This is a genomic window from Streptosporangium sandarakinum, from assembly GCF_050942225.1.
Taxonomy (GTDB): Bacteria; Actinomycetota; Actinomycetes; order Streptosporangiales; family Streptosporangiaceae; genus Streptosporangium; species Streptosporangium nondiastaticum.
The window spans coordinates 5,429,315-5,454,252 of the sequence record NZ_CP192034.1 but is presented as its reverse complement, the minus strand read 5'-3'; the positions used below and the strand labels follow the sequence as shown (position 1 = coordinate 5,454,252).

Annotated in this window: 22 protein-coding genes; 9 read left to right on the top strand and 13 right to left on the bottom strand. The window is 69.4% G+C overall.

The genetic code is table 11. The annotated features are described in order from the left end of the window. Positions 1 to 86: 86 nt before the first annotated feature. On the top strand, positions 87 to 815 hold the full coding sequence (locus tag ACQP10_RS25435) for a hypothetical protein (protein WP_433539851.1): 729 nt from the start codon (positions 87 to 89) through the stop codon (positions 813 to 815). A gap of 843 nt (positions 816 to 1,658) precedes the next feature. Here the strand turns inward: ACQP10_RS25435 and ACQP10_RS25430 are convergent. The 5 genes from ACQP10_RS25430 to ACQP10_RS25410 form a co-directional block, all read right to left on the bottom strand. Beyond that, entirely contained in the window at positions 1,659 to 1,979 is a 321-nt protein-coding gene (locus ACQP10_RS25430) for a hypothetical protein (RefSeq protein ID WP_346022740.1), read from the bottom strand. Positions 1,980 to 2,084: 105 nt separating this feature from the next. Next, complete coding sequence (locus ACQP10_RS25425; RefSeq protein WP_433539850.1) at positions 2,085 to 3,743, bottom strand: hypothetical protein; 1,659 nt, start codon at positions 3,741 to 3,743, stop codon at positions 2,085 to 2,087. A gap of 64 nt (positions 3,744 to 3,807) precedes the next feature. Continuing rightward, positions 3,808 to 5,124: an HlyD family efflux transporter periplasmic adaptor subunit gene (locus ACQP10_RS25420; RefSeq protein WP_179827533.1), complete on the bottom strand. Its 1,317-nt coding sequence runs from the start codon at positions 5,122 to 5,124 to the stop codon at positions 3,808 to 3,810. 25 nt (positions 5,125 to 5,149) lie between these two features. Beyond that, positions 5,150 to 5,458 (bottom strand): hypothetical protein, encoded by a 309-nt coding sequence (locus tag ACQP10_RS25415; RefSeq protein ID WP_179827534.1) that lies wholly within the window; start codon positions 5,456 to 5,458, stop codon positions 5,150 to 5,152. 168 nt (positions 5,459 to 5,626) lie between these two features. Then, on the bottom strand, positions 5,627 to 5,977 hold the full coding sequence (locus tag ACQP10_RS25410) for a trypco2 family protein (protein WP_376770530.1): 351 nt from the start codon (positions 5,975 to 5,977) through the stop codon (positions 5,627 to 5,629). A gap of 537 nt (positions 5,978 to 6,514) precedes the next feature. Between ACQP10_RS25410 and ACQP10_RS25405 the strand changes: the two genes are divergently transcribed. Beyond that, positions 6,515 to 7,009 carry a hemerythrin domain-containing protein gene (locus ACQP10_RS25405; RefSeq protein ID WP_433539849.1) on the top strand — a complete coding sequence of 165 codons (495 nt, stop codon included), beginning with the start codon at positions 6,515 to 6,517 and terminating at the stop codon, positions 7,007 to 7,009. Between the two features lie 99 nt (positions 7,010 to 7,108). Then, on the top strand, positions 7,109 to 7,450 hold the full coding sequence (gene cutA, locus ACQP10_RS25400; RefSeq protein ID WP_312873606.1) for a divalent-cation tolerance protein CutA: 342 nt from the start codon (positions 7,109 to 7,111) through the stop codon (positions 7,448 to 7,450). A gap of 157 nt (positions 7,451 to 7,607) precedes the next feature. Here cutA and ACQP10_RS25395 read toward each other — a convergent pair whose 3' ends face one another. Beyond that, entirely contained in the window at positions 7,608 to 7,751 is a 144-nt protein-coding gene (locus ACQP10_RS25395; RefSeq protein ID WP_179827538.1) for a hypothetical protein, read from the bottom strand. Here ACQP10_RS25395 and ACQP10_RS25390 point away from each other — a divergent pair. Next, complete coding sequence (locus tag ACQP10_RS25390) at positions 7,738 to 9,192, top strand: OmpA family protein (protein WP_433539848.1); 1,455 nt, start codon at positions 7,738 to 7,740, stop codon at positions 9,190 to 9,192. The genes ACQP10_RS25395 and ACQP10_RS25390 overlap by 14 nt on opposite strands. A gap of 183 nt (positions 9,193 to 9,375) precedes the next feature. Here the strand turns inward: ACQP10_RS25390 and cpt are convergent, their stop codons facing one another. Further along, on the bottom strand, positions 9,376 to 9,906 hold the full coding sequence (gene cpt, locus ACQP10_RS25385; protein ID WP_179828801.1) for a chloramphenicol phosphotransferase CPT: 531 nt from the start codon (positions 9,904 to 9,906) through the stop codon (positions 9,376 to 9,378). 417 nt (positions 9,907 to 10,323) lie between these two features. Between cpt and ACQP10_RS25380 the strand changes: the two genes are divergently transcribed. Then, entirely contained in the window at positions 10,324 to 10,983 is a 660-nt protein-coding gene (locus ACQP10_RS25380; protein ID WP_179827542.1) for a DsbA family oxidoreductase, read from the top strand. 96 nt (positions 10,984 to 11,079) lie between these two features. Here ACQP10_RS25380 and helR read toward each other — a convergent pair whose 3' ends face one another. After that, positions 11,080 to 13,227: an RNA polymerase recycling motor ATPase HelR gene (gene helR, locus ACQP10_RS25375; protein WP_433539847.1), complete on the bottom strand. Its 2,148-nt coding sequence runs from the start codon at positions 13,225 to 13,227 to the stop codon at positions 11,080 to 11,082. A gap of 90 nt (positions 13,228 to 13,317) precedes the next feature. Next, a complete protein-coding gene (locus tag ACQP10_RS25370) occupies positions 13,318 to 14,553 on the bottom strand; it encodes a glycosyltransferase (RefSeq protein WP_433539846.1) in 1,236 nt (411 codons plus the stop codon). Between the two features lie 331 nt (positions 14,554 to 14,884). On the opposite strand from ACQP10_RS25370, the gene macS reads away from it, so the two are divergent. Together macS and ACQP10_RS25360 are read left to right on the top strand one after the other, a co-directional pair. Continuing rightward, positions 14,885 to 16,012 carry a MacS family sensor histidine kinase gene (macS, locus tag ACQP10_RS25365; protein ID WP_346022733.1) on the top strand — a complete coding sequence of 376 codons (1,128 nt, stop codon included), beginning with the start codon at positions 14,885 to 14,887 and terminating at the stop codon, positions 16,010 to 16,012. A gap of 130 nt (positions 16,013 to 16,142) precedes the next feature. Continuing rightward, positions 16,143 to 16,793 (top strand): response regulator transcription factor, encoded by a 651-nt coding sequence (locus tag ACQP10_RS25360; RefSeq protein ID WP_346022732.1) that lies wholly within the window; start codon positions 16,143 to 16,145, stop codon positions 16,791 to 16,793. 144 nt (positions 16,794 to 16,937) lie between these two features. On the opposite strand, the gene ACQP10_RS25355 is transcribed toward ACQP10_RS25360, so the two are convergent. Together ACQP10_RS25355 and ACQP10_RS25350 are read right to left on the bottom strand one after the other, a co-directional pair. After that, positions 16,938 to 17,228, bottom strand: coding sequence for a YiaA/YiaB family inner membrane protein (locus ACQP10_RS25355; protein WP_346022731.1), 291 nt, complete (start codon positions 17,226 to 17,228; stop codon positions 16,938 to 16,940). A 119-nt stretch (positions 17,229 to 17,347) separates the two neighbouring features. Continuing rightward, on the bottom strand, positions 17,348 to 17,896 hold the full coding sequence (locus ACQP10_RS25350) for a GNAT family N-acetyltransferase (RefSeq protein WP_346022730.1): 549 nt from the start codon (positions 17,894 to 17,896) through the stop codon (positions 17,348 to 17,350). 354 nt (positions 17,897 to 18,250) lie between these two features. Between ACQP10_RS25350 and ACQP10_RS25345 the strand changes: the two genes are divergently transcribed. Beyond that, positions 18,251 to 19,207, top strand: a complete 957-nt coding sequence (locus ACQP10_RS25345) for a helix-turn-helix domain-containing protein (protein WP_346022729.1) — start codon at positions 18,251 to 18,253, stop codon at positions 19,205 to 19,207. A gap of 65 nt (positions 19,208 to 19,272) precedes the next feature. Here the strand turns inward: ACQP10_RS25345 and ACQP10_RS25340 are convergent, their stop codons facing one another. Beyond that, positions 19,273 to 23,028 carry a S8 family serine peptidase gene (locus ACQP10_RS25340; protein WP_433539845.1) on the bottom strand — a complete coding sequence of 1,252 codons (3,756 nt, stop codon included), beginning with the start codon at positions 23,026 to 23,028 and terminating at the stop codon, positions 19,273 to 19,275. A 197-nt stretch (positions 23,029 to 23,225) separates the two neighbouring features. On the opposite strand from ACQP10_RS25340, the gene ACQP10_RS25335 reads away from it, so the two are divergent. Further along, the gene (locus tag ACQP10_RS25335; protein WP_399499198.1) at positions 23,226 to 24,041 is read left to right on the top strand and encodes a ferritin-like domain-containing protein; all 816 of its coding nucleotides are present in this window, start codon (positions 23,226 to 23,228) and stop codon (positions 24,039 to 24,041) included. Here the strand turns inward: ACQP10_RS25335 and ACQP10_RS25330 are convergent. Further along, complete coding sequence (locus ACQP10_RS25330) at positions 23,956 to 24,921, bottom strand: LysR substrate-binding domain-containing protein (protein WP_346022726.1); 966 nt, start codon at positions 24,919 to 24,921, stop codon at positions 23,956 to 23,958. The genes ACQP10_RS25335 and ACQP10_RS25330 overlap by 86 nt on opposite strands. Between the last annotated feature and the right edge of the window lie 17 nt (positions 24,922 to 24,938).

Here is a 24,938-nt window from a genome sequence, read left to right as displayed (position 1 = left end):
GAGGCCGATGCCCGCGTGACGCCCCCGCGGTGACGGTGGGGAACAGCGCGGGCCGCGCTGACACCGATCGAAGGAGGCATACGACCGTGACCGCATCCGAACCCCCCGGCACCGTGTTCCCCCCGGCCGCCGCAGCCGCCGAGCCGGTCCCCGCCCGCTCGGCCCAGCGGCGCGTCGCCCTCGTCGGGCTCTTCGTCCTGCTGCTGGTTTCGCTGGCCGGACGGACCGGGTTCGCGTTCTGGGAGCCGCCGTTCGACGGCACGATCCGGTACGACGACGTACGCGCGCTGGGCGACGCGTACTGGCCGATGAACCTGTACCTCGGCGGTCCCGGGTATGCGGTCTCCTGGGTCGCCTGCGCGGGTTTCATCGTGCTGCTCGCCCGGGGCAGAGCCGGCGTGCTCAACCTGGTCGGCGCCCTGCTGGCCGGGATCGGCGGGATCCTCTTCGCCCTCACGATCACCGCCGAGGCGCTGCCGTTCGCGTACGCGGCCGACCCCGCGTTACTGCCGGAGGCGGAGGGCCGGCGGCTCTTCGACGTCCTGAACGCACATCTCGACCGACTCCTGCCGTCGATCATCGGCGCCCAGGTCGCCATCGCGCTCGGTGTGCTGTTCGCGCTCATCGGGACGCTGATCTCGAAGACGATGCCGCGCCGACTGTCGATCACGGGCATCGCATACGTCGTCGTGTTCGTCGGGCTGCCGACCGAGTCGCTCGGCGCCGTGGTCGTCGCCGCCGGGTACCTGCTCCAGGTCGCGCTCATCGCCGCGATCGGCTGGTTCGGGCTTCGCGCCGGACTCGGAAGGCATTGACGGGGTAGGGACCGGTGGGGAGGGCCGGATCGCAGACCCTGCCCCGGTCATGCCTGCGGGTGCCGACACCGTCGGCCGTGGCGGTTGCGGCTACGAGGGCCGCCTGGGCAGCGGGCGCCTACGCCTACGGGCGACCTGATCGTCACCCATGGCGAGGCCGAGAGCGGGCCGGCAGCCGATAACGCCCCAGCCGTAATCGGCTCGGGGCGTTCGGACCATTCAAGGAATGTGGTCAGGGGCAGGGTCGAACTGTCGGCTATGGCGGCATCGTCATCCGTCCCTTCCGCCATGAGTTCGGCGACGTGGTGTTCGGCCTCGTCATCGAGACCTTCGAGGGCCGACAACACGCCGAGCTCCACCCGAACAGACTTGGCCTCTACGAACCATGGGACGGCTCTTATGATGCCTGAGCACCTGATCCGTAGGGAAGGGTGGGTGCCTCGTCGGCCGCTCCTCGTCCTGCGCTTGGTCGCCTACCAGCAGGTTGGTCCGATCGTGCTTCCGCTTTGGTGGACTCTTGAACAATTAATGATCGAGCTGTTGCCGTCGCCAATCAACTGAAAGGCCGTATTCGTGACGATTTCGGACTTTCGGAATCGGGGCCGGCCAGGCCGCGGCGATGGGTGCCGCGGTCTCACCGTTCAAGGAGCAACGCATGCGGCATGCCCTGCCCAAGCGACGTCTCGCGACCACCACCTACGAGCCGACGTCGACATCGGTCAGTGCGTTCCATATTTCCTGCTCAGCGTGTCCGCGGGGTCGAGCAGACCGTCGCCCGCCGCTACGAACTGCTCGGGCAGCGAGACCTTGAGCAGGAAACCGCTCACGCCGGGCCGAAGCAGCCTATTCTGCAACCCTAAAATCCTCGATCGGGTCGAGAACGGTGATCGTCACCTGTACGTGCAAAGGGCTGTCCCAATCGACGTGCAGATAAAACTCGACGCCGCCGGTACCACCTTCCGGATCATGAGGGCCAATATTGGTCACATAGACGTTCGCCGCGCCAAGATTTGGCCGGCCTGTCTCATCGAAAGGATCCCGTCCGGCGGACCACTCCGCCGCGGTGATAATAACTGCCGACCGCTTTGTAATTGCATCCCAGTTCCAATTCTTTCGTAACCTACCCTGCTGGTTGCGGTATATGATTCGAATCGATCGCGACACGGCATGCTCCTTTTTCCCTGCTCATCTCATTGGACGATGCCAGCATTCGGATCGATCGGAATCGTCGAAGTGCGGCGCTTCTAGTTTGTTGCGGCCGGTGCTCGGCTACCGTATGTATCTGACGGCCTCGGTCGGGCTGATCCAGATATGTTTGACTGATCGAAGAGGAACCAACTGCTCTCCAAGGGCGCGGGTCTCCAATTGGTACTTGATGCTGTAGGTGAGGCTCTGGTTCCAGGCCTTATCGAGTGGGAGGCTATTGATGGGTGTGTAGGGGCCGTGAAGTTTCAGCTCCTGCTGGAAAGCGCCTCTGTATTTGGAGAAATCCACTCCGCGCTCCGCCGCTCCGGCCGCCGCATGACCCGCCTTACCTGCGAGATCGAGTCGGCCCGTGCTCGCCATTTGCTCTCGGAAGGCTTCGATCGCCAGGAGATCCCCGCTCGTGAACTCTCTGTTCAGCTTCGAGGCGACCACGCCGACGCTTTCGCCCCGCGCCGTGTATCCGAGCGCGGCCACGTCCTTGACCAGAAGGGTGGAGGCGGCTTTTTCGGCCTTCGTTCCCACACCCGGCAGCAGGGTCGAGTAGAGCTTGGAAGGATCGCCGCGGAAGGCTGTCATTCCTTCCGCGATGCCGCCGGCGAGGGCAAACCGATGGGATACGTCGACGTCCCCGCCGCTCAGGACGAGTCCGGTGGTTCCGAATACCAGCGAGGCGGGCGACGATGTCAGCGCAAGGACATAGCCGATCTGACCGCTCATACGGACCGTTTCGGTACTGTCCGCGCCACTTATGGCCAGTGCCAAACCCGAGGAAGCCTCGCCAGCGCCCGCGGCGAATCCTGTCGCGCCAATCAGCGGGAAGGCGAGGCCGCCGGAGCCGTAGATGATGAAGCCCGAGGCCGTCATCGTGACGCCGCCCCAGACCACGTGCCCCAGGCCGGTGAGAACAGCGGAGTGCCGAATTTCGAGCGGATGGTCGCGCAGCTGGCTGACGATGAATCCGAGCTTGTATTCGTCGCTGCGCGCCGCCTGCGCGGCGGTCGAGGCCACCTTCTGCATGTCGACTTCGGTATCGCCGATGATCTTCGCCCTGCCCTCCATGAAGGCCTGGATCGCGACATAGCTTTCGTCCATGTCGGCCTGGATCGAGGTTGCAAGGCTGGATTGATTGGCATCGCTCTTCACCTCCGGCAGGCATGACGTCCGGCTGGAATCGCAAGCCGCCACATCGTTGTCGGCCAGCAGATCAGGGGACGACAGCAGGTTGGTCTGCCGAAGAGCCGCGAATGGCGTCGTCACGTTTCTCGCACGAGCCGGCCATTCATCGACGAAAGGATCAGAGGCTGGGAAACCCGTGAAGGGATCGAGATCGTCTATGCCAAGGGGCAGGCCGGAAAAGGCGTCGACCTCTTCGCCGACGAAAGCGAGAAGAACCCGTCCACCCATGCCGCCGTACGGCTCGATTCCCCAGGACCGGTCGCTCTGGCCGCCCCGCATCTGCGGCCTTCCACGTGTTTCCCACGGTGGCGTCGTCAGGGCATCGATCGGCGTTGCCGAGAGATCCTGGTCATTTTCTGGCACCTTGGAGCCAACGGGGCCGGTGTTATCGCCGCCGAAGCCTGCGTTTCCGGTATAGTCTCCGTCTGCACCGAAACTCTGATGGTTCAGATAGGCGAGAATGGCGCCGATGTCGCCCCCGCCAAGGTCTCCTGTTCCGGTACCACCGTCACCGCCGCCCCCGCTGCCATCGCTCTCACCAGGCATAAGACCTTCCTCGTGTCGAAAGCTTCTCTACGGGCGGTGCCAGGAAACCCCGGGTCATACCACATTACGCTATGGAAATGTCCGTGTATTCCGGGTCGAACACGTAGCCAAGCGGAAGAACGTGCAGTCCGCCAGCGTCAACGTTATCAACCCTAATGATGACTTCCCACCGCGTGCCGCTGTCCTGTCCCCGCACAGAAACGACGGTCCCGTCCAGGGATGTTGTCGGATTCCCAGCGCCCGCCAACATCGTTGTCAAGGTCGCGGTCGCTCCAATCGGGATAGGACCGACGTGTACAAGGTTCGCCAACAGATGGACGAGGCTGTTGTCTTCGACTCGGATCACGGGTTCACCGGCGTTCACCGCCTCGCCCGGACCCTTGTAGACACCGGTTACAACGCCCTCGATGGGCGAGATGAGAAACGACCGCAACAGCGCGATTTGAAGTTGGTAGACATCATTGTCTACCGATTCGAGTTCGTTTGCAAAGATTTTTTCCAAATAGGGTATGTTCTGCGAGAACATATATGCTTCGAATTGCTGATTTGTCAGGCTGATTTGCGCACGGAGAGCGCGCGCGTGCGCTTCTATGTAAGGGGTTCGGTATTCGTAGTCGACATGTGTCGTTGACTGCATTCCAGATGTATTGCTGTAGTTATTTGATTCTTCGTAGTTGACCCCCGTTGTCACCGCGGTGTCGGTCGTGCTGGGCGCGGTGAAGCGAGTTGACTTATATCCGTTCCATATGTGGTCCGGGTGTCCCTCCCACGGGAGTGGGAGGACGTGGGGAAGCCTTGTTCCACGGCCGACCCTTACGCCCACGCTTTCCTGGTGAAATTTGCTGGCGCGGTTCGAGCCGCCTCTACCTTTGGTTGCCGACTCGGCGCTGCTGGTCGTCGATTTCACAACGCCTGTTCGATCGTCCGTCCTATAAGCCTCGTCCAGTTCCACCAGTTGTTGGTTCGCGAGGTCGCTTAACCGATCGAGCAGATTGGGATTCGATGCCGGCGACCCTTTGTCGTAAGACCCCCTGATTGTTGAAATCACGGAGTCGGCATTCGCATGCTTCGAGAAGTAGATATTTTGTCGAGAATTGACGGCACTATCCAGGGAAGCCTTCCTGTCTTCGTTCCGAAGCGATGCCACCGAGAACGGCTGAACGATACTTAGAACGCCGTTTGTATCGCCTGCGAGGCGAGAAGGGTCCCCGATGGTCGTTCCCGAAGCCTTCACCAAGTCGGTAAGCCTGTCGTACGGAACAGCTTTAACGGTGTCACCCAAATAGACGTCGCAAGTGTTCAGAATGCCGCCGATTTCGAAGCATAGGTAAGACCCGTGCACCGGCCGCGCGATCATGGAAATAATGTTTGCAATGCCCATTGAGACGTTCCTCTCGCGCGAATTCTCAGTGAACCAAACAGTGCACGATTGAATCAAGGGCGCAGTCGGCGTAGACACCCGAAATGTCGTTCACCGAAAGCGACAGGTATTCACCTGGCTGAAGCGTTCCCAGGACCGTCTTGGCTCCGGCCGCGACCTGCGTTCCGATCGTGATCGGCTCTCCCGCGCGATCGTTCGCGACGTGGAGGATTAACGGCTTTTCGAATGTTAGATTTTGGGTGATCCCGGCTGAGCCCCAGAGGTATCTGAGTCCACGCACTTTGACCGAGTAGGCCGGTGAATCCCAAAAGCCTCCGGGCTCTTCGAGTTTCATCGCATCCATCGCAAAGCACTCCGACAGGCGAAGACGGGATCGAGGGGGATGGTGGAGCATACGGATGCCGGTGAATGCCGTCGACCCACTGCATATCTGCTTAGAGGACCACGGTCCGCTCTTCGGCGGAACCCGGTCGGATCCGGGCTGTTTCGCTGCTGTTCCATCTTATTGACCTTTCGGCGAAGGTGGGCACGGCAAGGTCGCCGAGACGAGTTCAGACGTTTCGCTACCCCACACTGCGTCCTGCCGCGGCGTTAGTCGCACGGTGAGGCGCTGCCTGTCCCGGTTGGTGGATCCCGGTTCTTCCTTCGCCTCCTGCTGCGCCGGCGCAAGCACCCAAAACTCCGGCTCCTCGGATCGCGCGAGCGAATAAACAATATCGACCTCGAGTGTGGCCGCATCCATGTCAAACTTGAGATCGTCCCCGTCGGCTTCAGTGCCGACGCTGCTCAGCTCGGTGCGTAATCCCGCTAAATACTCTGCCAGGCGGATCCGCCCATCAGGCCATCCAGACATTACGGTCCTCCGATTTCCTTAGCCGCTAGCCGCCGAAGCGCCGGATGACGAGCCGGTGAGCGCAACATGAGATGCGCACTCATACTCCAACCGAGGGGGAACCCGCCAGTCCAGCTAATATGAAATAACCCTTCCTGTCCATCGAACATAGGGGTCAATTCCTTTCCTGGTCGTCCCGTGTGCCACCGTCCCACCGCGGAGCGGCAGCGGGCCGGAGATGGAGGCGCATGCCCGGCCTCGCGTGTACGTCAACCTGGTCGCCGTTCCTCGGTCATCCGATGTTCGACAGCAGGCGGCCGGCGACCTCCTCGCTGCCGCCCCGGGCGGGGTGGTCGGCTTCCTTCCACACCAGACCGTTTCCGCGGCCGTCCGGCCCGGCTGAGGAACGCCGAGTGATGGATGACACGGGACCCGTGAAAAGAGGTCCAAGGTCCCTGCCCGGCTGATCCGGCGGCCGGGCAATGTGGGATGCGTCCGGGGTGTCGCCTCGGATCCCCGCCCGGAACACATTCGAGGACTGCAGAGGATCGCAAGCGCATGTGCGAGTACTGCGGCTGCCAGGCCGTGACCACGATCGGCGAACTGACCCGCGAGCACGATCTGGTGGTCGACCTGATCGGAGATGTGCGCAGCGCGCACACCGCAGGCGACACCGACGCCATGACCGTGATCGCCAGAAGGATCGCCGAGGTGCTCGGCCCGCACACCGCGGTCGAGGAGCACGGCCTGTTCCCCGCCATGGCGGAGGAGTTTCCCGAGCAGATCGCCGCGCTGGAAACGGAGCATCGGCGCATCGAAGCCGTCCTCGGCGAGGCCGTGGACGGCACGCCGGCCGACCCCGGCTGGCCGCTCAGGCTGCTCGACGCCCTGAACCTGCTGCGCGCCCACATCCTCAAGGAGCAGGACGGGGTCTTCCCGGCGGCGCTGGCCGGCCTGAGCACCGAGGACTGGGAGGCCATCGAGGCGGTCCGGGCCCGGGTCGGCACGCTGCTGCAGACCGCCGACGGTCAGCCGACCCCGGCCCGCGCCTGAGATCGTCACCGGCTCCGCGAGCGGTTCGCCGCGGCGGAGGGTCGAACGGCGGAACCCGCTCGACAAGCGTGGAAGCGTCGCGCGCGTAAGCTTGGCCGCGTGGGTGCTTCCTTCGAGGTGCATGTGACGGCCGGCACGCGTGAAGAGGCGGAGAGGATCTGCACCGCCGCGGTGAACGACCGCGTCGCGGCGTGCGCACAGATCATCGGGCCGATCAGTTCCCTCTACCGGTGGGAAGGAAAAGTAGAGAAGAGCGAAGAGTTCCTGGTTCTGCTGAAGACCGGCGAGCATCGTCTGGACGAACTCGTCTCCCTGGTGAAGGACACGCATTCCTACGAGACACCGGAGATCGTCGCGGTCCCCATCGAAGGTGGACTGCCGGACTACCTGAACTGGATCGCAGCGGAGACGGCGGAGCAACCCTTCCGCCCAGCGAGTTGACGGGCGAATTCGGCCGATCTGCAGGTGCGCCACACAGGTGATCTATAACCTGGAGTGCTGACCTGTCAGGTAGGGAGGTCTTCATGGCCATGCGCCTGTTGAAAGCGACCGCTCTTGTAGTCACGGCGACCCTGGCCTGCGCATGCGGACCGAAGGATCAGCCGGTGCGCGGCACCCCGCCGGTCGCCGCTTCCAGCGCTACCCCCTCGGCGCCGCCCTCCACCGCCGCTTCCAGCGCCACACCTTCGGCGCCGTCCTCCACCCCGGTCGCGGCAGCGGGAAGCCATGTGAGCGAGGGCATGGTCGGTTTCTACAGCGCCAACCCGTTCAGAATCGAGGTGAAGGCCATCGAGCGGCACGCCAAGCTGACCGTGCTACGCATGGAGATCATGACCACGGCGACCGTCAACACCTCCGGCGACTTCGGCTATGGCAATCTGACGACCTCCTTCGACAGGTTCAGGCTGTTCGACCCGGTCGGCAGGAAGGTGTACTTCACCCTGCGCGAGAACAACAGCGACGGCCACGCCTTCGGTACCAGGAACCACCAGGTCGGTGCCGACTATCCCGATGACTTCGTGCCGGGCGTGCGCTACCCGGTCGAGGTCTACTTCCCGCCGCTTCCCGCCACCGCCGAGTCGATGTCGATCGCGCCCGATCTGCCGATGGGCCCGATGACCGGCATCCCGGTCACCGACGGCGCCGCTGAGCCGACCGCCCGTGAGCGGGGTTCCTCGGACATGCCGAAGGCCGGCGACACGTTCCAGTGGCCTGTCGTCGTGCCGAACGGGGAGATCTGGTCAGGCGTCGCCGACGTGAACGAACTGGTGGAGACACCGGTGAGGAGCACCACGCAGGCGGGCGACAAGGAGACGATCGGCCTGCGCACCGACGTGCTGTTCGCCTTCGACAAAGCGCGTCTGAGCGCGAAGGCGGCAGCCGTGCTCGATGACGTGGTCGAGGAGACCAGACGACGGGCCGACCCCGCCAAACCGCCCATCACGATCACCGGTCACACCGACGACAAGGGCGACGACGGTTACAACCAGACGCTGTCGGTCAAGCGGGCCAAGGCGGTGCAGGAGTATCTGGCCGCCAGACTCGGCACCGGCTACCAGTACAGACCGGAAGGCAAGGGCGAGAGCGAGCCGATCGCCAGGAACGAGAAGCAGGACGGCAGCGACAATCCCGCGGGGCGGGCCAGAAACCGCCGCGTGGAGATCTCCTACTCCATCAAGCAGCAGGGCCCGGACGTGACCACCACCACGAGCCCCTCCGCCGACCAGGTACGCGGCTCCACCGTGGCACCGGCCCCCTTCCGTGCCGATCCAGGAGCGCGGGTGGCCGGTTTCACCTGGTCGATCCACAACCAGGTGGACCAGCTCAAGGTGGACGTGCTGCCGCTCTATCGTGACGGCGCCTACGTGGTGGCCTCCTTCGACATCACCAAGGCCAACGACGGTCTGTTCGTCCCGTTCCCGATCCCCTTCTCCGGGTGGGACGACCAGTTCTCCGCCGGCTCTGATTTCGGCGCGTTCATCCTCGTCGATCCGGCCACCAAGGCGCGCTACCACCCGCTCAAGATGTACACGGAGTTCGTCGAGAACTACGTGCCCGCCCTGGACGCGGGTGAGACCAGCAGGGCCTACGTCTACTATCCCGCCCCGCCTGACGACCGTACGAGCATCACCATGGAGGTGGCCAACGGAGGCGTCTACCCGAGGATCCCCATCGAACGCTGACCGGTCGGCGGCTCCCCGCAGGCCGGTGCACCGCCGGCGGCGCCGGGCCCCGGCTCCTCGACGAGGGCGGCCCGTGTCGGAGAGCACCTGGTCGCCATGCATCCGTACGACCCGGTCGACTTACCGGCGCCGCCTGGCTCGTCCCGGTGCTGCGGTCACAGCAGCACACCGCCGGGCCGTCGATCATTCGACATGCGCGGCGATGGTCCGTGCGCACTCCATCGCCTCCGCGTGCGTGGTGTCCACCTCCAGGTCGTAGGTCACGCCCTGGTGGACCACTTCCGCCTGGGACGCGGCCATCCCGATGGTCCGATCGCCTCGTGCGACCTCACGGCCCGCGGCCACCGCGGCGTCACACCGGACGCCGACCCACAGCACCCGCAGCTCACCCAGGGCTTTCCGCCATCGCTGCTGTGAGTACGCCCCGCCGAGGAAGACCTCGTCGACGATGACCCGGGCGCCCGCACGGGCCATCGCGGCGACCCCCGCGATCCAGGCCGCTTCCAGCGTCCGGAACTCCGGGCCGACGATCACCTCTCCGTCCGGAGCGAACTCGATCCCGCCATCCGACGCCTGCATGGACGCCGGCATCGCCTCGACCAGCGTGTCCGTCCCGACGGCCAGCCACGGATCGGGCAGGACCGCCTGCAGACACCGAATGATCCCGGACTTTCCCGAGCTGGAGCCGCCGTTGACAACGATCACCTGAGTCATCACCGCGCCACAGTAGAGGCACCGGGGCAACGCTCGAAACGGATTTCCGCGAGCCCGGCGCCCCCTGCCACAACCCGGCGAACCTTCCCGGCCGGGGCACCGGTCGTACTGACCCGTGAGGTCGGGCACGCGGGAGACCGCCGGGGCAGAGGGCGACAAGGGTGGTCGTCGCCCGGCCGTCATTCCGGAAGCAGGGCGGGGCCGGCTGCGCCTCCGCCCGGGGAAAATTTGACCTCAACCGCGGTCGAGGTCGCACGATGGCAGCCGGGGCCCTGCCCCCGTATCCGACCTTGAGGAATGTGTCCGTGAACACGGATCCCGGTTTTTGCTCGATCCTCGACCACACCGTCGACGGCTTCGACACGCGGCGTAAGGCGAACCCCGCTCCACCAGCCATGATCATTAGGTAGGACGTTCATGAAGCTTGAGATATATGCCGATGTGCTGTGCCCCTGGTGCTACATCGGCAAAAGACGGCTGACGGCCGCATTGGCCCGGCACGCCGACCGCGACCGCGTCGAGATCATCTGGCGCGGCTACGAACTCGCCCCGGACGAAGGCCGGATCCCCGGCCCGACCGCGGCGGAGGCCATGGCCGGCTGGTGGGGCGAGCAGGCGCCCGCCCGCATCGCCCGGATCCGGTCGCTGGGCGCGGCGGAAGGCCTGGAGCTGAACCTGCATCTGACTCGCCCGGTGAACACCTTCGACGCGCACCGGCTGGTCAAGCTGGCCGCCGACCGCGGCCGGGCCGACCAGATGATGGAACTGCTGTTGCACGGCTACCACACCGAGGGGCTGAACGTGGCCGACGCGCAGGTCCTGCAGCGCCTGGGCATCGAGGCCGGGCTGGACGGCGACGAGGTGCGTGCCGTCCTGGCCGGCGACGACTACGCCGAACAGATGCGTGACGACCGGCGCCGCGCGGTCGAGCACGGCGTCACCGGCGTGCCCAGCCTGGTGATCGACGGCCGCCCGCCGGTCTCCGGGGTCCAACCCGTCGCCGATCTGCAGCGGCTGCTGGAGCACGGTCCGACCGGCTCACACGGCGTCCCGGCCAGGTCCGACCGACCCACCTGACAGGGGCCGCATCGCGTTGAACGCGCCCGGACGGACGGCGAACCCGCCGGCGGGTCTTCCCGCGTTCCGTACCGGCCGGCCGTCCGGAACGGAACGTCAGGGGCTCGTGAGGATGACGAGGCGCTGGGTCGCGCGGGTCATCGCGACATAGCGGTCGACCGCTCCCTCGATGCCCTCGCCGAACCTCTCCGGATCGACGAGGACGACCAGGTCGAACTCCAGTCCCTTCGCCAGCTCCGGGGTCAGCGACCGGACGCGGGACGTCGCCTGGAACGTGGGGTCGCCGATGACGCAGGCGATGCCGTCGGCGTGCTCGGCGAGCCAGGCGTCGAGGATCGCGTTCAGCTCCGAGGCGGGTCCGTGGGCGACGGGGACGCCGCCGCTGCGGATGGAGGTCGGCACATTGGCGTCCGGGAGCGCGGCCCGGATGACCGGCTCGGCCTCCGCCATGACCTCCTCCGGCGTCCGGTAGTTGACGGTCAGGGACGCCAGGCTGATCCGGTCGAGCCCGATCCGTTCCAGCCGTTCCCGCCACGACTCGGTGAACCCGTGCCTGGCCTGGGCGCGGTCCCCGACGATGGTGAAGCTCCGGGACGGGCAGCGCAGCAGCAGCATCTGCCACTCCGCGTCGGTGAGCTCCTGGGCCTCGTCCACGACGATGTGCGCGAACGGGCCGGCGAGCAGGTCCGGGTCGGCTCCGGGCAGCGCGGCCTCGTCGACCAGGGCGTCCTGCAGGTCCTGCCCGCGCAGCATCGACATCATCAGCATCTCGGAGTCGTCGGCCTCGATCAGGTCGTCGACGACCCGGTCCATGCGTTCCCGCTGGGCGGCGACGGCGGCGTCGCGCCGGCGCTTACGCCGTGACGTCTCCGGGTCGCCGAGCCGCTGCCGTGCCGCGTCCAGGAGCGGCAGGTCGGACACCGTCCACGCCTGGGCGTCCCCGCGCTGCAACCTGCGGACGTCCTCGGGGCTGAGCCAGGGGGCGCACAGCCGCAGGTAGGCGGGCACCGTCCACAGGTCCCCGACGAGGTCGGCCGCGTCGATCAGCGGCCACGCGCGGTTGAAGACCGTGAGCAGCTCCCTGTCCCGCGTCAGCGCCCTGCGGACGAGGTCGGCCGAGACGTCGTCGTCGTGCCTGTCCACCAGGATCGTGAGCAGCTCCTCCCAGATCACATCGCGCGCCTCGTTGTGCGGGGTGCCGGGGTCCGGCGCGTCGAACGCCTCGGCCCAGTCCTCGGCGCTCAGCCGGACGTCGGCCCAGGGGGTCGTGACCGTCATCCCCTTGGCGGGCGGGTTCTCGTAGAACCGTACGGCCGGCTCGATCGCCTTCACCAGGTCCGCGGACGACTTCAGGCGCGCCACCTCCGGGTCGGTCTCGGCCGCCGCCGACGCTCCCTCGGCGACGAGGTCCCGCAGCGTGCAGGTCTGCACGCCCTCCTCTCCGAGGCTGGGCAGCACGTCGGCGACGTAGGCCAGGTACGGCTGGTGCGGGCCGACGAACAGCACGCCGCCCCGATCGTGACCGAGGCGGGGATCGGAGTAGAGGAGGTAGGCGGAGCGGTGCAGCGCGACGACGGTCTTGCCCGTGCCCGGTCCGCCGTCGACGACGAGGGCGCCACGCGATCCCGCGCGGATGATGGCGTCCTGGTCGGCCTGGATGGTGCCGAGCACGTCCCGCATCCGGGCCGACCGGTTGCCGCCCAGGCTGGCGATGAAGGCGGACTGGTCGTCGAGCGCGGCGTGCCCTTCGAGCCCGTCCGGGGTGAACACCTCCTCCCAGTAGTCGCTGACCCGGCCGCGGGTCCAGCGGTACCTGCGGCGGCTCGCCAGGCCCATCGGGTTGGCGTGGGTGGCTCCGAAGAACGGCTCGGCCGCGGGGGAGCGCCAGTCGAGCAGCAGCCGCCGGCCCGCGTGGTCGGTGAGGCCGAGCCGTCCGACGTACACGGGCTCGGGGTCGTCCGCGCCGACCATGCGCCCGAGGCACAGGTCCAGCCCGAAGCGGCGCAGCATGCGCAGGCGGGCGGACAGCCGGTGGATCTCCAGGTCCCGTTCCAGCGCCTGCCGGCCCCCGCCGCCGGGCGACCTGCGCGCGGCGTCGAGACGGTCGGAAAGATCGGCGATCGTCTGCTCCAGGCTTTCGGCGATGGCCGCGAAGTGCTTCTCGTCGGCGTCGATCAGCGCCGGGTCGGCCTTGGGGGAGAGGTGGCCGGGAAGGTCGAACGCGCTGGTGGCCAGCGGTTTCATGTATCTGCTCCGATCTGGTGGTCGTATGCGGCCGTCACGCGCGGCGGGGTGTCCGGGTACTGGGTTCCGGCCCGGTGATCCGGGCGTGGTTCACGCGGGCACGGGCCGCCTTTCCCGGCCGGCCGCGTCGAGCAGCAGCCTCGCGGCCACCTCCGCCCCGTCGGCGCGGACCTGGGCGGCCACGGCCCTCGCCCGCTCGCCGGTCTCGGGGGCCAGAACGGTCCTGAGCGCGGCCGACAGGGACTCGAAGGTCGGAACCGGGCCGTCGTGCGCCGCGCCGACGCCCAGCTCGGCCACCCGGGCGGCCCAGTACGGCTGGTCCGCCATCTGGGGCACCACCACCTGGGGAGCGCCGGCCCGGGCGGCCGTCGTCGTCGTGCCCGCGCCGCCGTGGTGCACGACGGCGGCCACCCGTCCGAACAACGCCTGGTGGTTGACCTCGCCGACGGCGAAGCAGTCGTCCAGGTCGTCGATCAGGGCCAGGCCGGCCCAGCCGCGCCCGACCAGTACGCGGCGGCCCCGCGCGCGGACCGCCTCGACGGCCACCCGGGTGACGTCCACCGAGACGCCGCGCATGGGCATGCTGCCGAAGCCCACGTACACCGGCGGCGCGCCGGCGTCCAGGAACGCCTCCAGCTCCTCCGGGAGCGGACGTTCGTCGGGCAGGATCCACGCCCCGGTCTGCACCACGTCGAGATCCGGCGTCTCCGGCAACGGGCACAGGACCGGGTCCGCCGCCAGCCACGGACGGTCGGTGAGGGCGTGGTCGCGGACGTTGTCCAGCGGGGGCAGGCCGATCGCCGCCCGATGGGTGTTCTCCGCCTCGCCGTACAGCGCGTTCACCTTCTGGGCGTCCAGCTCCCACAGCACCCGGTTGTCGGTCACGTCCGGCGGGAACGGCCGGCCCGGCCGCGGCGGCGGGGGGAGATGCGGCGACGGCAGCTCGATCGGCTGGAAGCACGCGTACACGTAGTGGATGCCCAGGTTCTCGGCCACCGACCGCGCGCCGGACGGCATCAGGCCGGTCGCCACCAGCGCGTCACACCCCTCGGCCGCCGCGGCGAGCGTGCCGAACCGCGCGGCGACCAGCTCGGGCGCGAGCCTGAACGGGTCCGCCGCCGACGGCCTCTCCCTGGTCACCAGCGCGCGCACCGACGGGCCGAACGGCACCAGCGGCACACCGGCGCCGTCCAGCAGCGTCGCGAACTCCTCGTCCGGCGGCGCGCACATCCGCACCTCCGCGCCGAGCTCCCGCAACCGCACCGCGAGTCCCACCAGCGGTTCGACGTCCCCGCGCGACCCGTACGTCGACAGCAACACACGCATTCCGTGCCCCCCGTTTTCGCAGTTCCCGGCCTTGGCCGGCGGCCAGGCCCCGGCCTCGGCGGACGATTCTGCGCCATGACCCGGGTCTTGTGGCAAGCCCCCAGGTGCGCTATACGTTAGGAGTGGCGGGGAGCAGGTTCTCCCCTTTTCCCCTCGTCGTCCCCTCATCCTCCGCGCTGGACGGACGACCTCCCCATGGCTCGTGAACCGGCCGCGTACGGCGACGCCCCGGCCCGGACCGGCGATTCCGGTGGACGGCCCCTCGTCCGCGGCGGTGGGGCATCATGAGCAGATCATCGGGAACAGCGCCTATCACCTCTCATGGGGCCGTATGGGGATCGAGGGATCGTTCTGGCGCGCCATCGCGGTCTACCGCGTCGCGTCCCTGGGCTACGCCGCGCTTGTGCTGGCGAGCGCCGGAGGCTACCGGCATCCCGTCGCGGGCTGGTCGGTCATCGGCCTGATGGCCGTCTGGACCGCCGTCACCACCGTCGCGTACTCGACCGCGAGGAGCCGTCCCCTGCTGGTGGCGGACGTCGTCGTCACCCTCGGCTGCATGCTGGCCTCGCCGTACGTGCAGGAGACCGGCGCCGGACCGGCGGGCGTGCTGCCGATCACGGCGACCTGGGTCGCCGGGCCCGTACTCGCCTGGGCCGTGTACGGCGGGCGGCGGGCCGGCGCACTCGCGGCGGTCGTGCTGGCGCTGGGCGACCTGTGGCTGCGCGGCCTGGGCGCGGCCGACGTCTCCGTCCCCGTCAACGGAGCCGTGCTGCTGGTACTCGCCGGGACCGTCCTCGGTCATGTGACCCGGCTCACTCGGCAGGCGGAGGAGCGGCTGCAACGGGCCGTCGAGATGGAGGCCGCGGGCCGGGAGCGCGAGCGGCTCGCCCGCGGCATCCACGACTCCGTCCTCCAGGTCCTGGCGCTGGTGCAACGCCGCGGGCTGGAGATCGGCGGGGAGGCGGCCGAGCTGGGACGGCTGGCCGGGGAGCAGGAGGCGGCACTGCGCGAGATGGTCCGCGGCGGCCCGGACACGACCGGGCGGGACGGTTCGGGCCTCGTGGACGTGGGGGCGGGTCTGCGCCGGTACACCACGAGGACGGTCACCGTGTCGGCGCCCGCGACCCCGCTGCTCCTTCCCGCCGGCCAGGCCCGCGAGGTCGTCGCGGCCGTGGGCGCGGCGCTCGACAACGTCCGGAGGCACTGCGGCGACGACGCGCGGGCCTGGGTCCTCGCCGAGGACGACGGCGTCTCGGTGACCGTCACGGTGCGCGACGAGGGCCCCGGCATCCTTCCGGGCCGCCTCTCCGAGGCCGAGGCGGAGGGCCGGCTCGGCGTCGCGCAGTCCATCCGGGGCCGGATCACCGGCATCGGCGGCACCGTCGGCATCACGTCCGTGCCCGGCCAGGGAACCGAGGTCGAGATGGTCGTCCCCGCCCCCGTTCCCGCCTCCGGGTAGGCGCGCGCCCTGACAGGCGCGCATGCTCCGGGTATGCGCTCGCGCCGGGCGGGACGGCCGGGCCTGCCATGCCGCCCGGCGCCCGGACGGGCGCGCGCACCGGCGCCGCGGACCGGTTTACAGTTACGGCATGGCCGGCGTTCCGCGGGTAATGGTGGTGGACGATCATCCGATGTGGCGGGACGCGGTCGCCCGTGACCTGGAGGACGCCCGGTACGAGGTGGTGGCGACCACGGGCGAGGGCCGCCAGGCGCTCCGCGTCGCCGCCGCCGTACGCCCCGACGTGGTCGTCCTCGACCTGCGCCTGCCCGACCTGCCCGGGGTGGAGGTGGCCAGGGGGCTGGCCGCGTCCGACCACCCGCCCCGCGTGCTGGTGCTGTCGGCGAGCGGCGAGCACGAGGACGTGCTGGAGGCGGTCAAGGCCGGTGCCTCCGGCTACCTGGTCAAGTCGGCGAGCCGCGAGGAGTTCCTCGACGCCGTCCGGCGCACGGCCGAGGGCGAGCCGGTCTTCACCCCCGGCCTGGCCGGGCTGGTGCTCGGCGAGTACCGCCGCCTGGCGACGCGCAGGTCCGCGGGCGACGAGCCGCGCCTCACCGACCGGGAGACCGAGGTGCTGCGCCTCGTCGCCAAGGGCCTGTCCTACCGGCAGATCGCCGAACGGCTGGTGATCAGCCACCGCACCGTGCAGAACCACGTGCAGAACACCCTCAACAAGCTCCAGCTCCACAACCGGGTCGATCTCGTCCGTTACGCGATCGAGCGGGGACTCGACGAGACGTAGGGCGGGCTCGGCGAGACGTGGGGCGCCGAAGTGCAGGGGCCCGGCGAGACGTGGGGGTGTCCGGCGGGGCTGCTCAGGGCGGGACGGTTCAGAGCCGGCGGGGCTGCTCAGAGTCGGCGGATGGTCCGGAGTCGGCGGGACGGCTCAGATGGCGTCGACCTTGTAGGGGTCGTGCTCGGAGAGCAGCTTGTCCAGGCGGGCCTGGTCGACGCGGCTCGACATGCTGTCGAATTCCTGCCGGTCGCGCACGCACCTGGCCAGGACGAAGGCCGACGTCACCGTGTAGAGCACGGAGACCGCGAGGAAGGCGCGGACCCAGGCGCCGACCGGCAGGTAGAAGATGCCGAGCGTCGTGCTGCCGAGCGCCACACCGAAGGAGATGACGCACTGCGCGAAGTAGGCGGCGGTCATGGCGGGCTGGATTGGCTTGGTCATGCCACCAGGGTCCGGCACCGGCCGGTCGCGCGCCTGAGTACGGCTACCCATCCCGCCTGAGTACCCGAACCCAGAGGAACGACCACCGGGGCGTGTTGCGCAAGAGGTGTTGGGCGCTCTCACCTCTTGGGAAGGGACGGATCGGGTGTCCAGGGAGCCGGTGCGGTGATCGCCCAGCGCTCATGGTCGCGCCAGGCCCCGTCGATGTAGAGGTAGGCGGCCGACAGCCCCTCGTAACGGAAGCCCAGTCGCCGGGCCAGGGCGAGGGAGGCTTCGTTGGCCGGCTGAATGCCGGCTTCCAGCCGGTGGAGCCGTAGGTCGTCGAACGCGTGCCGCAGGACGGCGGTGAGTCCCTCGGTCATGTATCCCCGCCCCGCTGACGGGGCGAAGGCCGCATAGCCGAGTGAGGCGCCCTGGTAGCGGCCCCGGATGATCGAGTTGATGTTCACCATGCCGGCGGCGGCGCCGGTCTCCCGGACGCGGATCAGAAAACCGAGGTTGGTGCCGTCGTCGAAGCGACGCATCCAGGCTTGGAAGTCATCCGTGGTCGCGGGCAGCTGCATCCACGGCAGGTGCAGCTCGGCGCTGGCCCGCACGAGGGAGCAGAATTCGTCCTGGTCGGAGAGGGTGAGCGGGTGCAGCTCAACCCGTGACGGCATCTCAGGCATGGGCCAAGGTTAGGACCGGTCGGCAGCGGTGGATCACACGAGCGATCCACCGCCGGGATGACCTCCGGGTGGGTCGTGGTGGTCGGCCGCCGCTCAGCGGACGGTGCCGGAGCCGTTGCCGCCGGTCGGAAGGAACGTGGGGCCCTTCCCGGTGGAAGCCGTACGGCCGGCCGGTGGCGGTGGTCGTCGTCACCGCGTACCCGCACGCGAGTGATGGAACGGGCCGTCGGGGATGGGGCGCCGGATCCCGGCCGCACTCCCGTCGGCTGCTTGATCACCTGGATGGTTCCCGGGGCCGGTCGCGAGGCATAGTAACTCCGGGACATATGTTGCAGTTGGGCCAGAAAGTGATTAATGATGCTGAACGGGCTGGGGATCAGCGAGCAGGAGGAGGCCGTCTACGTCGAGCTCCTGCGTCGCCGCCGGATGACCGTCTCCGACCTGGCCGAGGCGCTGGAGGTGCCGGTGGCGGCCGTGACGGCCGCCGTGGCCCGGCTCGTCGAGCTCGGTCTGGCCACCCGCGACGACGGCGAGTCGCACGTGGTCGTGCCGCCCGACGTCGGGCTCGGCACGCTGATCGCGCAGCGGCAGGCCGCGCTGCAACGGGTTCAGGGCAGGCTGACGGAGCTGGTGGAGGTCTACCGGAAAGGGGCCGTCTCGTCCGCGGGTGAGATAGAGGCGCTCACCACGCCGGAACAGCTCTCCACCTGGCTGCACAACATGGAGCGCGGCGCCAGGCAGGAGGTGCTGGCCTTCTTCCGGCCCCCGTACGTGCTCGGCGTCAACCTCGACGACTCCACCAACGCGCTGGCCACCTACCGGTACGTGTACGAGCGCGCCGCCCTCGACGATCCGCGGGCGCCCGTCGAGATAGCCAGGTTCCTCAAGGGCGGGTACGAGATCAGGGTCGCCACCGAGCTGCCCAGCAAGATGATCATCGTGGACCGGGAGTCGGTGCTGCTGCCGATGCTGCCCGACCAGACGAGCGTCCGGCCGGGCTTCCTCCTGGTGCGGGGTCAGGCCCTGGTTCACCTGCTGGTGGCGCTCTTCGAGCGGGTCTGGCAGGTCGCGACGCCGTTGCGGCTCACCGCGACGAGTGTGACCGAGGGGGTCTCCGCCTGGGACGACGTCGACGTGACGCTGCTGACGTATCTGCTGTCCGGCATGCCGGACAAGACGGTGGCCAGCCGGCTCGGCACCAGCGAACGCACCGTGCAACGCAGGATCCGCCGGCTGATGGAGCTGGCCGGAGCCGACAGCCGCATGCAGCTCGCCTGGTACGCCGCCCGGTCCGGCGTGATCCCCTCGTGAGGTGAGCCGGACGGTGCCGGGGCGCCCCGTCCGCCGTGCGGACGGAGGCGCCCCGGCCCGTCGGGTCAGTGCCGCAGCCGGTACGCGCGGGTCACGGTCTGCAGGACGGTGTTGCCGTCGGCGTCGGTGGCCTGCGCCCGCAGCGAGACGAACTCGCCCGCCTTCACGGACGCGGGCTTATTGATCGTGCCGGTGAAGGCGGCGTCACCCTTGGCGGCGAGCCTCATCTCCTGCCAGGTGGCGCCGTCGTCGTAGGAGGCCCACAGCTTCGCCTCGGTGATCCGCAGGCCGTCCTTGCCCTTCGGGTACCGCAGGCCGAGCCCCACCCGGGTCGCGGAGTTCGCCGGGACGCTGTTGGCCAGGTCGACGTCGAGGTCGTAGTCGATCGACAGGACCGGCAGCAGCGCCGAGTCGCCGGTCTTCTCGGAGCGGAACCTCCAGTCGGTGTTCACCTTGGTGGAGGTGGTCCACCACGGCTGGTCCCGCTGCGCGTCGGTCACCACCCGGTACTCGGCGCGCTCCGGCGTCATCGGGAAGGCGACGGCCGCCGAAGGCGCGGACCCGAGCAGCTCGCCGTTCCGGTACACCGTGGCCAGCTCCTTGTCGGAGAAGGCGCGACGGGTGATCCCCTGGCCGGGCGCCGTGTCGAGCAACCCGCTCGCGAAGATCACGCCGGTGTCGCCGACCCGGACGGCCGCCTGGTCCAACTCACTCGGCAGCGCCGTACGGACCACCGCCCCGTTCCAGTCGCGGGAGACCCGCTGGCCGGCCCTGAGCACCACCGGCGTGGTGAGCTGCGAGGCCTCACCGGCCCGCCAAACCGGGCCGACCTGCATCGACTCCCATGTGCTCACGTCGGCCGTGACGAACTCGGTGACGGACCGCGGCATGACGACCCGGTTGAAGACGCTGGGCGCCGAGATCTGCATCGGCGAGGCCAGCAACCGGAAGTACCCGCCCTCGGTGCCGGGCGCCGAGGCGTGGAAGGACGACTCGACCGTGGCGAGCTCGTCGGCGCGCACCCGGTACCGCTGGTCCGCGGGGAGGCCGCCTCGCCGGTACTTGAGCAGCTCGTAGGAGTACGGGCTCGTCGCCGTCCCCTTGAGCTGGACCTTGGCCCCGCCACGGGCCGCCGACTCCGCCAGCCGGGCGCCCTGCGCGCCCGAGAGGGTCATCGCCGGGATCGCGGTCGCCGACTGCGCGGCCCAGAAGTCGAGACCCCAGTCGCCGGGCTTGTCGTTGTAGATGATGATCGCGCCGGCGCCGGCCGCCGCGGCATTGCCGATCTGCTGCTGCGGAGTGAGGGCGGCGCTGCGCTTCACCAGTGCCAGGCCACCCCGCGCGGTCCGTCCGGCGTAGTCCTGGGGCAGGCCGGTGCCGGCGTTCACCACCGGCAGTACCCGCGTGCCGTCGATGCGGGCCGAGCCGACCCAGCCCCGGATGTACGCCGCATCGATCTGCCCTCCACCGGAGCCGATGGCCCGCGCCTGGAGCTCCGGCGCGCTGAGGGACCAGGCGACGCGCGACTCGAAGTGGCTGTTGTTCCGCGACGGGACGGAGTACACCTTCGTCTCGCCGTTCAGCCACTGCTCGAGGCCGTACGAGTTCGTGTCGGTCGAGTCCCGGACCGTCAGGCCCAGCCGGATCCGGTCCGTCTGGTTCGGCTTCGGGGTGTCGATGGTGACCGGGCCGGCCTTGCCGCCGTCGAAGACGATGGTCCGGTCGGAGTCGATGAGGGTGCCCGGCTCCACGGCGTAGGTGTACTCCCAGACGCGGTTCCACTCGGCGCTGTAGTGGAGGATCTCCGCCTGGAAGGCGTGCTCGCCGCGAGGCAGCCGCAACGCGAGGGTGCCGTCCTCCCCGACGGCGTACTCGTCCGGCAGCTGCAGCGTTCCGAGGTTGAAGTCACGTACGTTCACGACGCCGGTCGACGGCTTGCCGTCCCGGTCGAGCACCTTGAGGGTGACGTTGAAGCGCTCCACGTCCCTGACGAAGCCGACCGCCGTCGTCACGACCGTCTGACCGTCGGCCGAGGCGGCGGTGACGTGCGCGCCGTGCGCCCCCGCGGCCGCGGCGGCGGTGTTGACGGTGACGTCCACCGAGGCGGTGCCGTGAGCCGGCACGGTCACCGTTTCGGCGCCGAGGCTCAGCGCCTTGGCCGGCAGGTCCTCGCCCGCCCCCTTGGCCGACAGCGTGAGGGTGACCGGCTGGTCGCCGTCGTTGACGTAGCCGATCTGCTTGGTGGCCGGGCGGTCGGAGTCCCAGTCCGCGAGGCGGAAGTCGACCGTGCCCGGTCCGGAGACCGACTGCCGGACGGCGCGGTCCACGTCGACGCGACCGGCGCCCTGGGAGTGCACCGGCGTGCCGGCCGTGGTCTTCGCCGTGCTGACGAGCTGGCTCTTCAGCCGCGGGGCGGTCCAGTCCGGGTGCGCCTGGGCGAGGAGCGCGGCGGCTCCGGCCACGTGCGGCGTGGCCATGGAGGTGCCGCTCGCGGCGGTGTAGCTCTCGCCCACCGGCGTGCCCATGGAGGTTCCGGTCGCGCGAGCCGCGACGATCTGGAAGCCGGGGGCGGTGATCTCCGGCTTGAGGGCGCCGTCGCCCCCGCGGGGGCCGCGGCTGGAGAAGGAGGTGACCTCGTCGGCGGAGTCGACCGCGCCGACGGTCAGGGCCGCGTCGGCGACGCCGGGCGAGCCCACCGTGGTCGCCCTCGGTCCGCTGTTCCCCGCGGCGATGGTGAACAGCGCGCCGGTCTCGGCGGTCAGCTGGTTGACCGCCATCGCCAGCGGGTCGGTGCCGTCGGCGCCTTCCTGGCCGCCGAGGCTCATCGAGACGACCTTCGCGCCCGAGTGGGCGGCCCAGGTCATCCCCTCCAGGATCCACGACTCCATGCCGCCGTCGCCGGTGAGCACCTTGCCCACGAGAAGCGTGGCGCCGGGCGCCACGCCCTTGTACTTGCCACCGGACGCCGCGCCGGAGCCGGCGATCGTGGAGGCGACGTGGGTACCGTGGCCGTGGTCGTCCTTCACCTCCTCACCGGGGACGAAGCTGCGGCTTTCGGCGATCTTGCCGGCGAGGTCGGGGTGGCCGGGGTCCACACCGGTGTCCAGCACCGCGACCTTGACCCCGGTGCCGTCGTACCCGGCGGCCCAGGCGCCGGGCGCGCCGATCTGCGGCACGCTCTTGTCGAGCAGCAGCTTCGCCTTGCCGTCCAGCCAGAGGTGCTGGATGCCGCCGGTGAGCCGGGCCTTGGGAGTGCCCGCCTCGGCGGTGTCGTCGTCGACGGCCTCCCAGAACCTGCCGCCCTGCTTCTTGTCCGCGGTGATGGCCGCTCCGCGGACGCCGGGCAGGTTCCGCGTGATCCGGCCGCCGTCGGGTGCGCTCGGCGCGGCGGACCTCTTGGCGGCCTGCTCCGAGTACCGCACGATCAGCGGGATCGACGCGCTGCGCGCGTCGTCGTAGCCCTGGGCGATCAGCTGGGTGACGTTGAACAGCCGTTTGTCGACCTGGCCGGAGCCGATGAGCGCCTCGGCCTCCCTCGGCATCACGTACACGTCGGTGCCGACCGTGAAGGTGAGGATGTCGGCGGCCGAGCGGTTGTACGGGGTCACGTTGACCGAGACGGGCTTGCCCGCCTGGCCGGTCACGGTGACCTGGTCACCGGTGATGAGGGTGACCCGCGCGGTGGTGGTCGACGACGCCGGTATGCCGGTGACCCCCGGGACGGGGGCCGGTGAGTCGCCGTACGCGCCGCCGGTGCCGGCGGCGGCGAGCGTGGTCGCGACAAGGACGCTGAGGAGTGCCGTTCTACGTCTGACTTGCATCGGGGGGTTCTCCTTCTGCCGGCAGGTGGGTCGGCGCCGGCAGAACAAAGCTTCACAAGGGGGAGGCGGCGGCGCTACGACCGCGCCTGGCGGACAGCTGACATGTCAGGTCGTCGCCACTTTCCGGCAGGGGCCCTTGTCGGACTCTTCACCTGAGGGGCGTCGTTTCTGCACATGTCCGGCCTAGATTGCGGTGCATGCGAGATGCCGGAGACAGGCCGGGGTTCGAGGAGTGGCTGCGGGATTTCCGGGCCGAGGCCGTACGCCGCGAGTGTGACGGCGACCCCGGCTGGGCCCGGGGCGCGCGCCTGGACCGGCGGGTGCTGCGCAGCCTGCAGCGCTTCCAGGTCGGCGAGGACGGCGACGGCTCGAACCTGATGGCCAAGGCGGCCGAGGCGGGCGACGAGGTGTACGCCGAGGCGGTGCGCCTGTTCGTCGCCGAGGAGCGGAACCACGCGCGGATGCTGGCGGCGTTGCTCGCCGCCGCGGGTGCCCCGACCATCGCCGGCCACTGGAGCGACGCCGTCTTCGTACGGCTGCGCCGCGTGCTGGGGCTCCGGCTGGAGCTGATGGTGCTGATGGTCGCGGAGGTGATCGCCCTCCGTTACTACCGGGCGGTGCGGGACGGGAGCGGGGACCGGCTGGCCTCGGAGGTGGCCGGGCGGATCCTGGCCGACGAGCGCCGCCACGTGCCGTTCCACCGCGACCGGCTGCGGGAGTCGTTCCGGCCGCTGCCCGCGGTGGTCCGGGCGGGCGTGCGCCCGGCCTGGTGGACGCTGATGCTCGGCGCGTGCGCCGTCGTCGTCTGGGACCACGGCTCGGCCCTGCGCCGCCTCGGGGTGCCGAGGGCGGTCTTCGCCGCCGACGTCGCCGGCCTGTTCGCGGCCGTGACCGGGGAGGTCTTCGGGGCTGGGGAGGCCGGGACTCTCACGCCCCCGCCGGGAGCTCCGGGGGGTCGGCGGGCAGTTCACGGCGGAGGGCCTCCGCCTGGTGGCGCAGGTGGTCGAGCATGATCTTGGCCGCGGGGGTGAGGGCGCGGGCCTCGGGGAGCGTCACGCCGACCGAGCGCCGTACGGACGTCAGCGGCACCGGCAGCTCCATGAGCCGGTCGTCGGTCCTGACGACCAGCGCGGGAAGCGCGGCGATCATGTCGGCCTGCAGGAGCAGTGAGCGGATCGTCGGCATGGAGGTGCATTCGACCCGGTTGCGCGGCAGCGGCAGCCCCTGACGGTGGAACACCTGCTCCAGCTCGTGTTTCAGCGCGGTCTGCTCCAGCGGGAGGATCCAGGGGTAGTCGAGCAGCTCCGGCAGGGTGGTCGCCCTCTCGGCGGGGTGCCCGGCGCGGGCGACCAGCAGGGTGGGCTCGTTGTACAGGGGGATCTGCTGCAGGCTCGGCCGGTCGTCGATGGGGTTGAGCCGGCCGAGGATGAGGTCGGTCTCCCCGTCGATCAGGCGGGGGACGAGCGAGTCGAAGGTGCCCTCCCGGATGACCACGGTGACGCCCGGCCGCTCGGCCTTGAGAGAGGCGATGGAGCGCGGCAGCAGCACGTTGGTGGCGGCCAGCAGGGTGCCGACGGTGACGGTGCCGGTCTCGCCGTCGGCGAGACCGGCGATCCGGTCCCCCGCCCGGCGTAGCTCGGCCTGTACGGCGCGCGCGTGGTCGATGAACGCCTCGCCGAAGAGGGTGGGGGTGACACCGCGGGGCCCGCGGGTGAACAGCTCCACCCCGAGGATGTGCTCCACCTCCCGCAGTCCGCGCGTCACGGCGGGCTGCGCCAGGTGGAGGCGCTCGGCGGCGCGCAGGACGCTGCCCTGCTCGGCGATGGTCGTCACGAGCACCAGGTGCCTGAGCTTGAGCCGGCCGCTCAGCAGGTCCAGCGGGCGCGATATCACCGCCACATCATATGCTT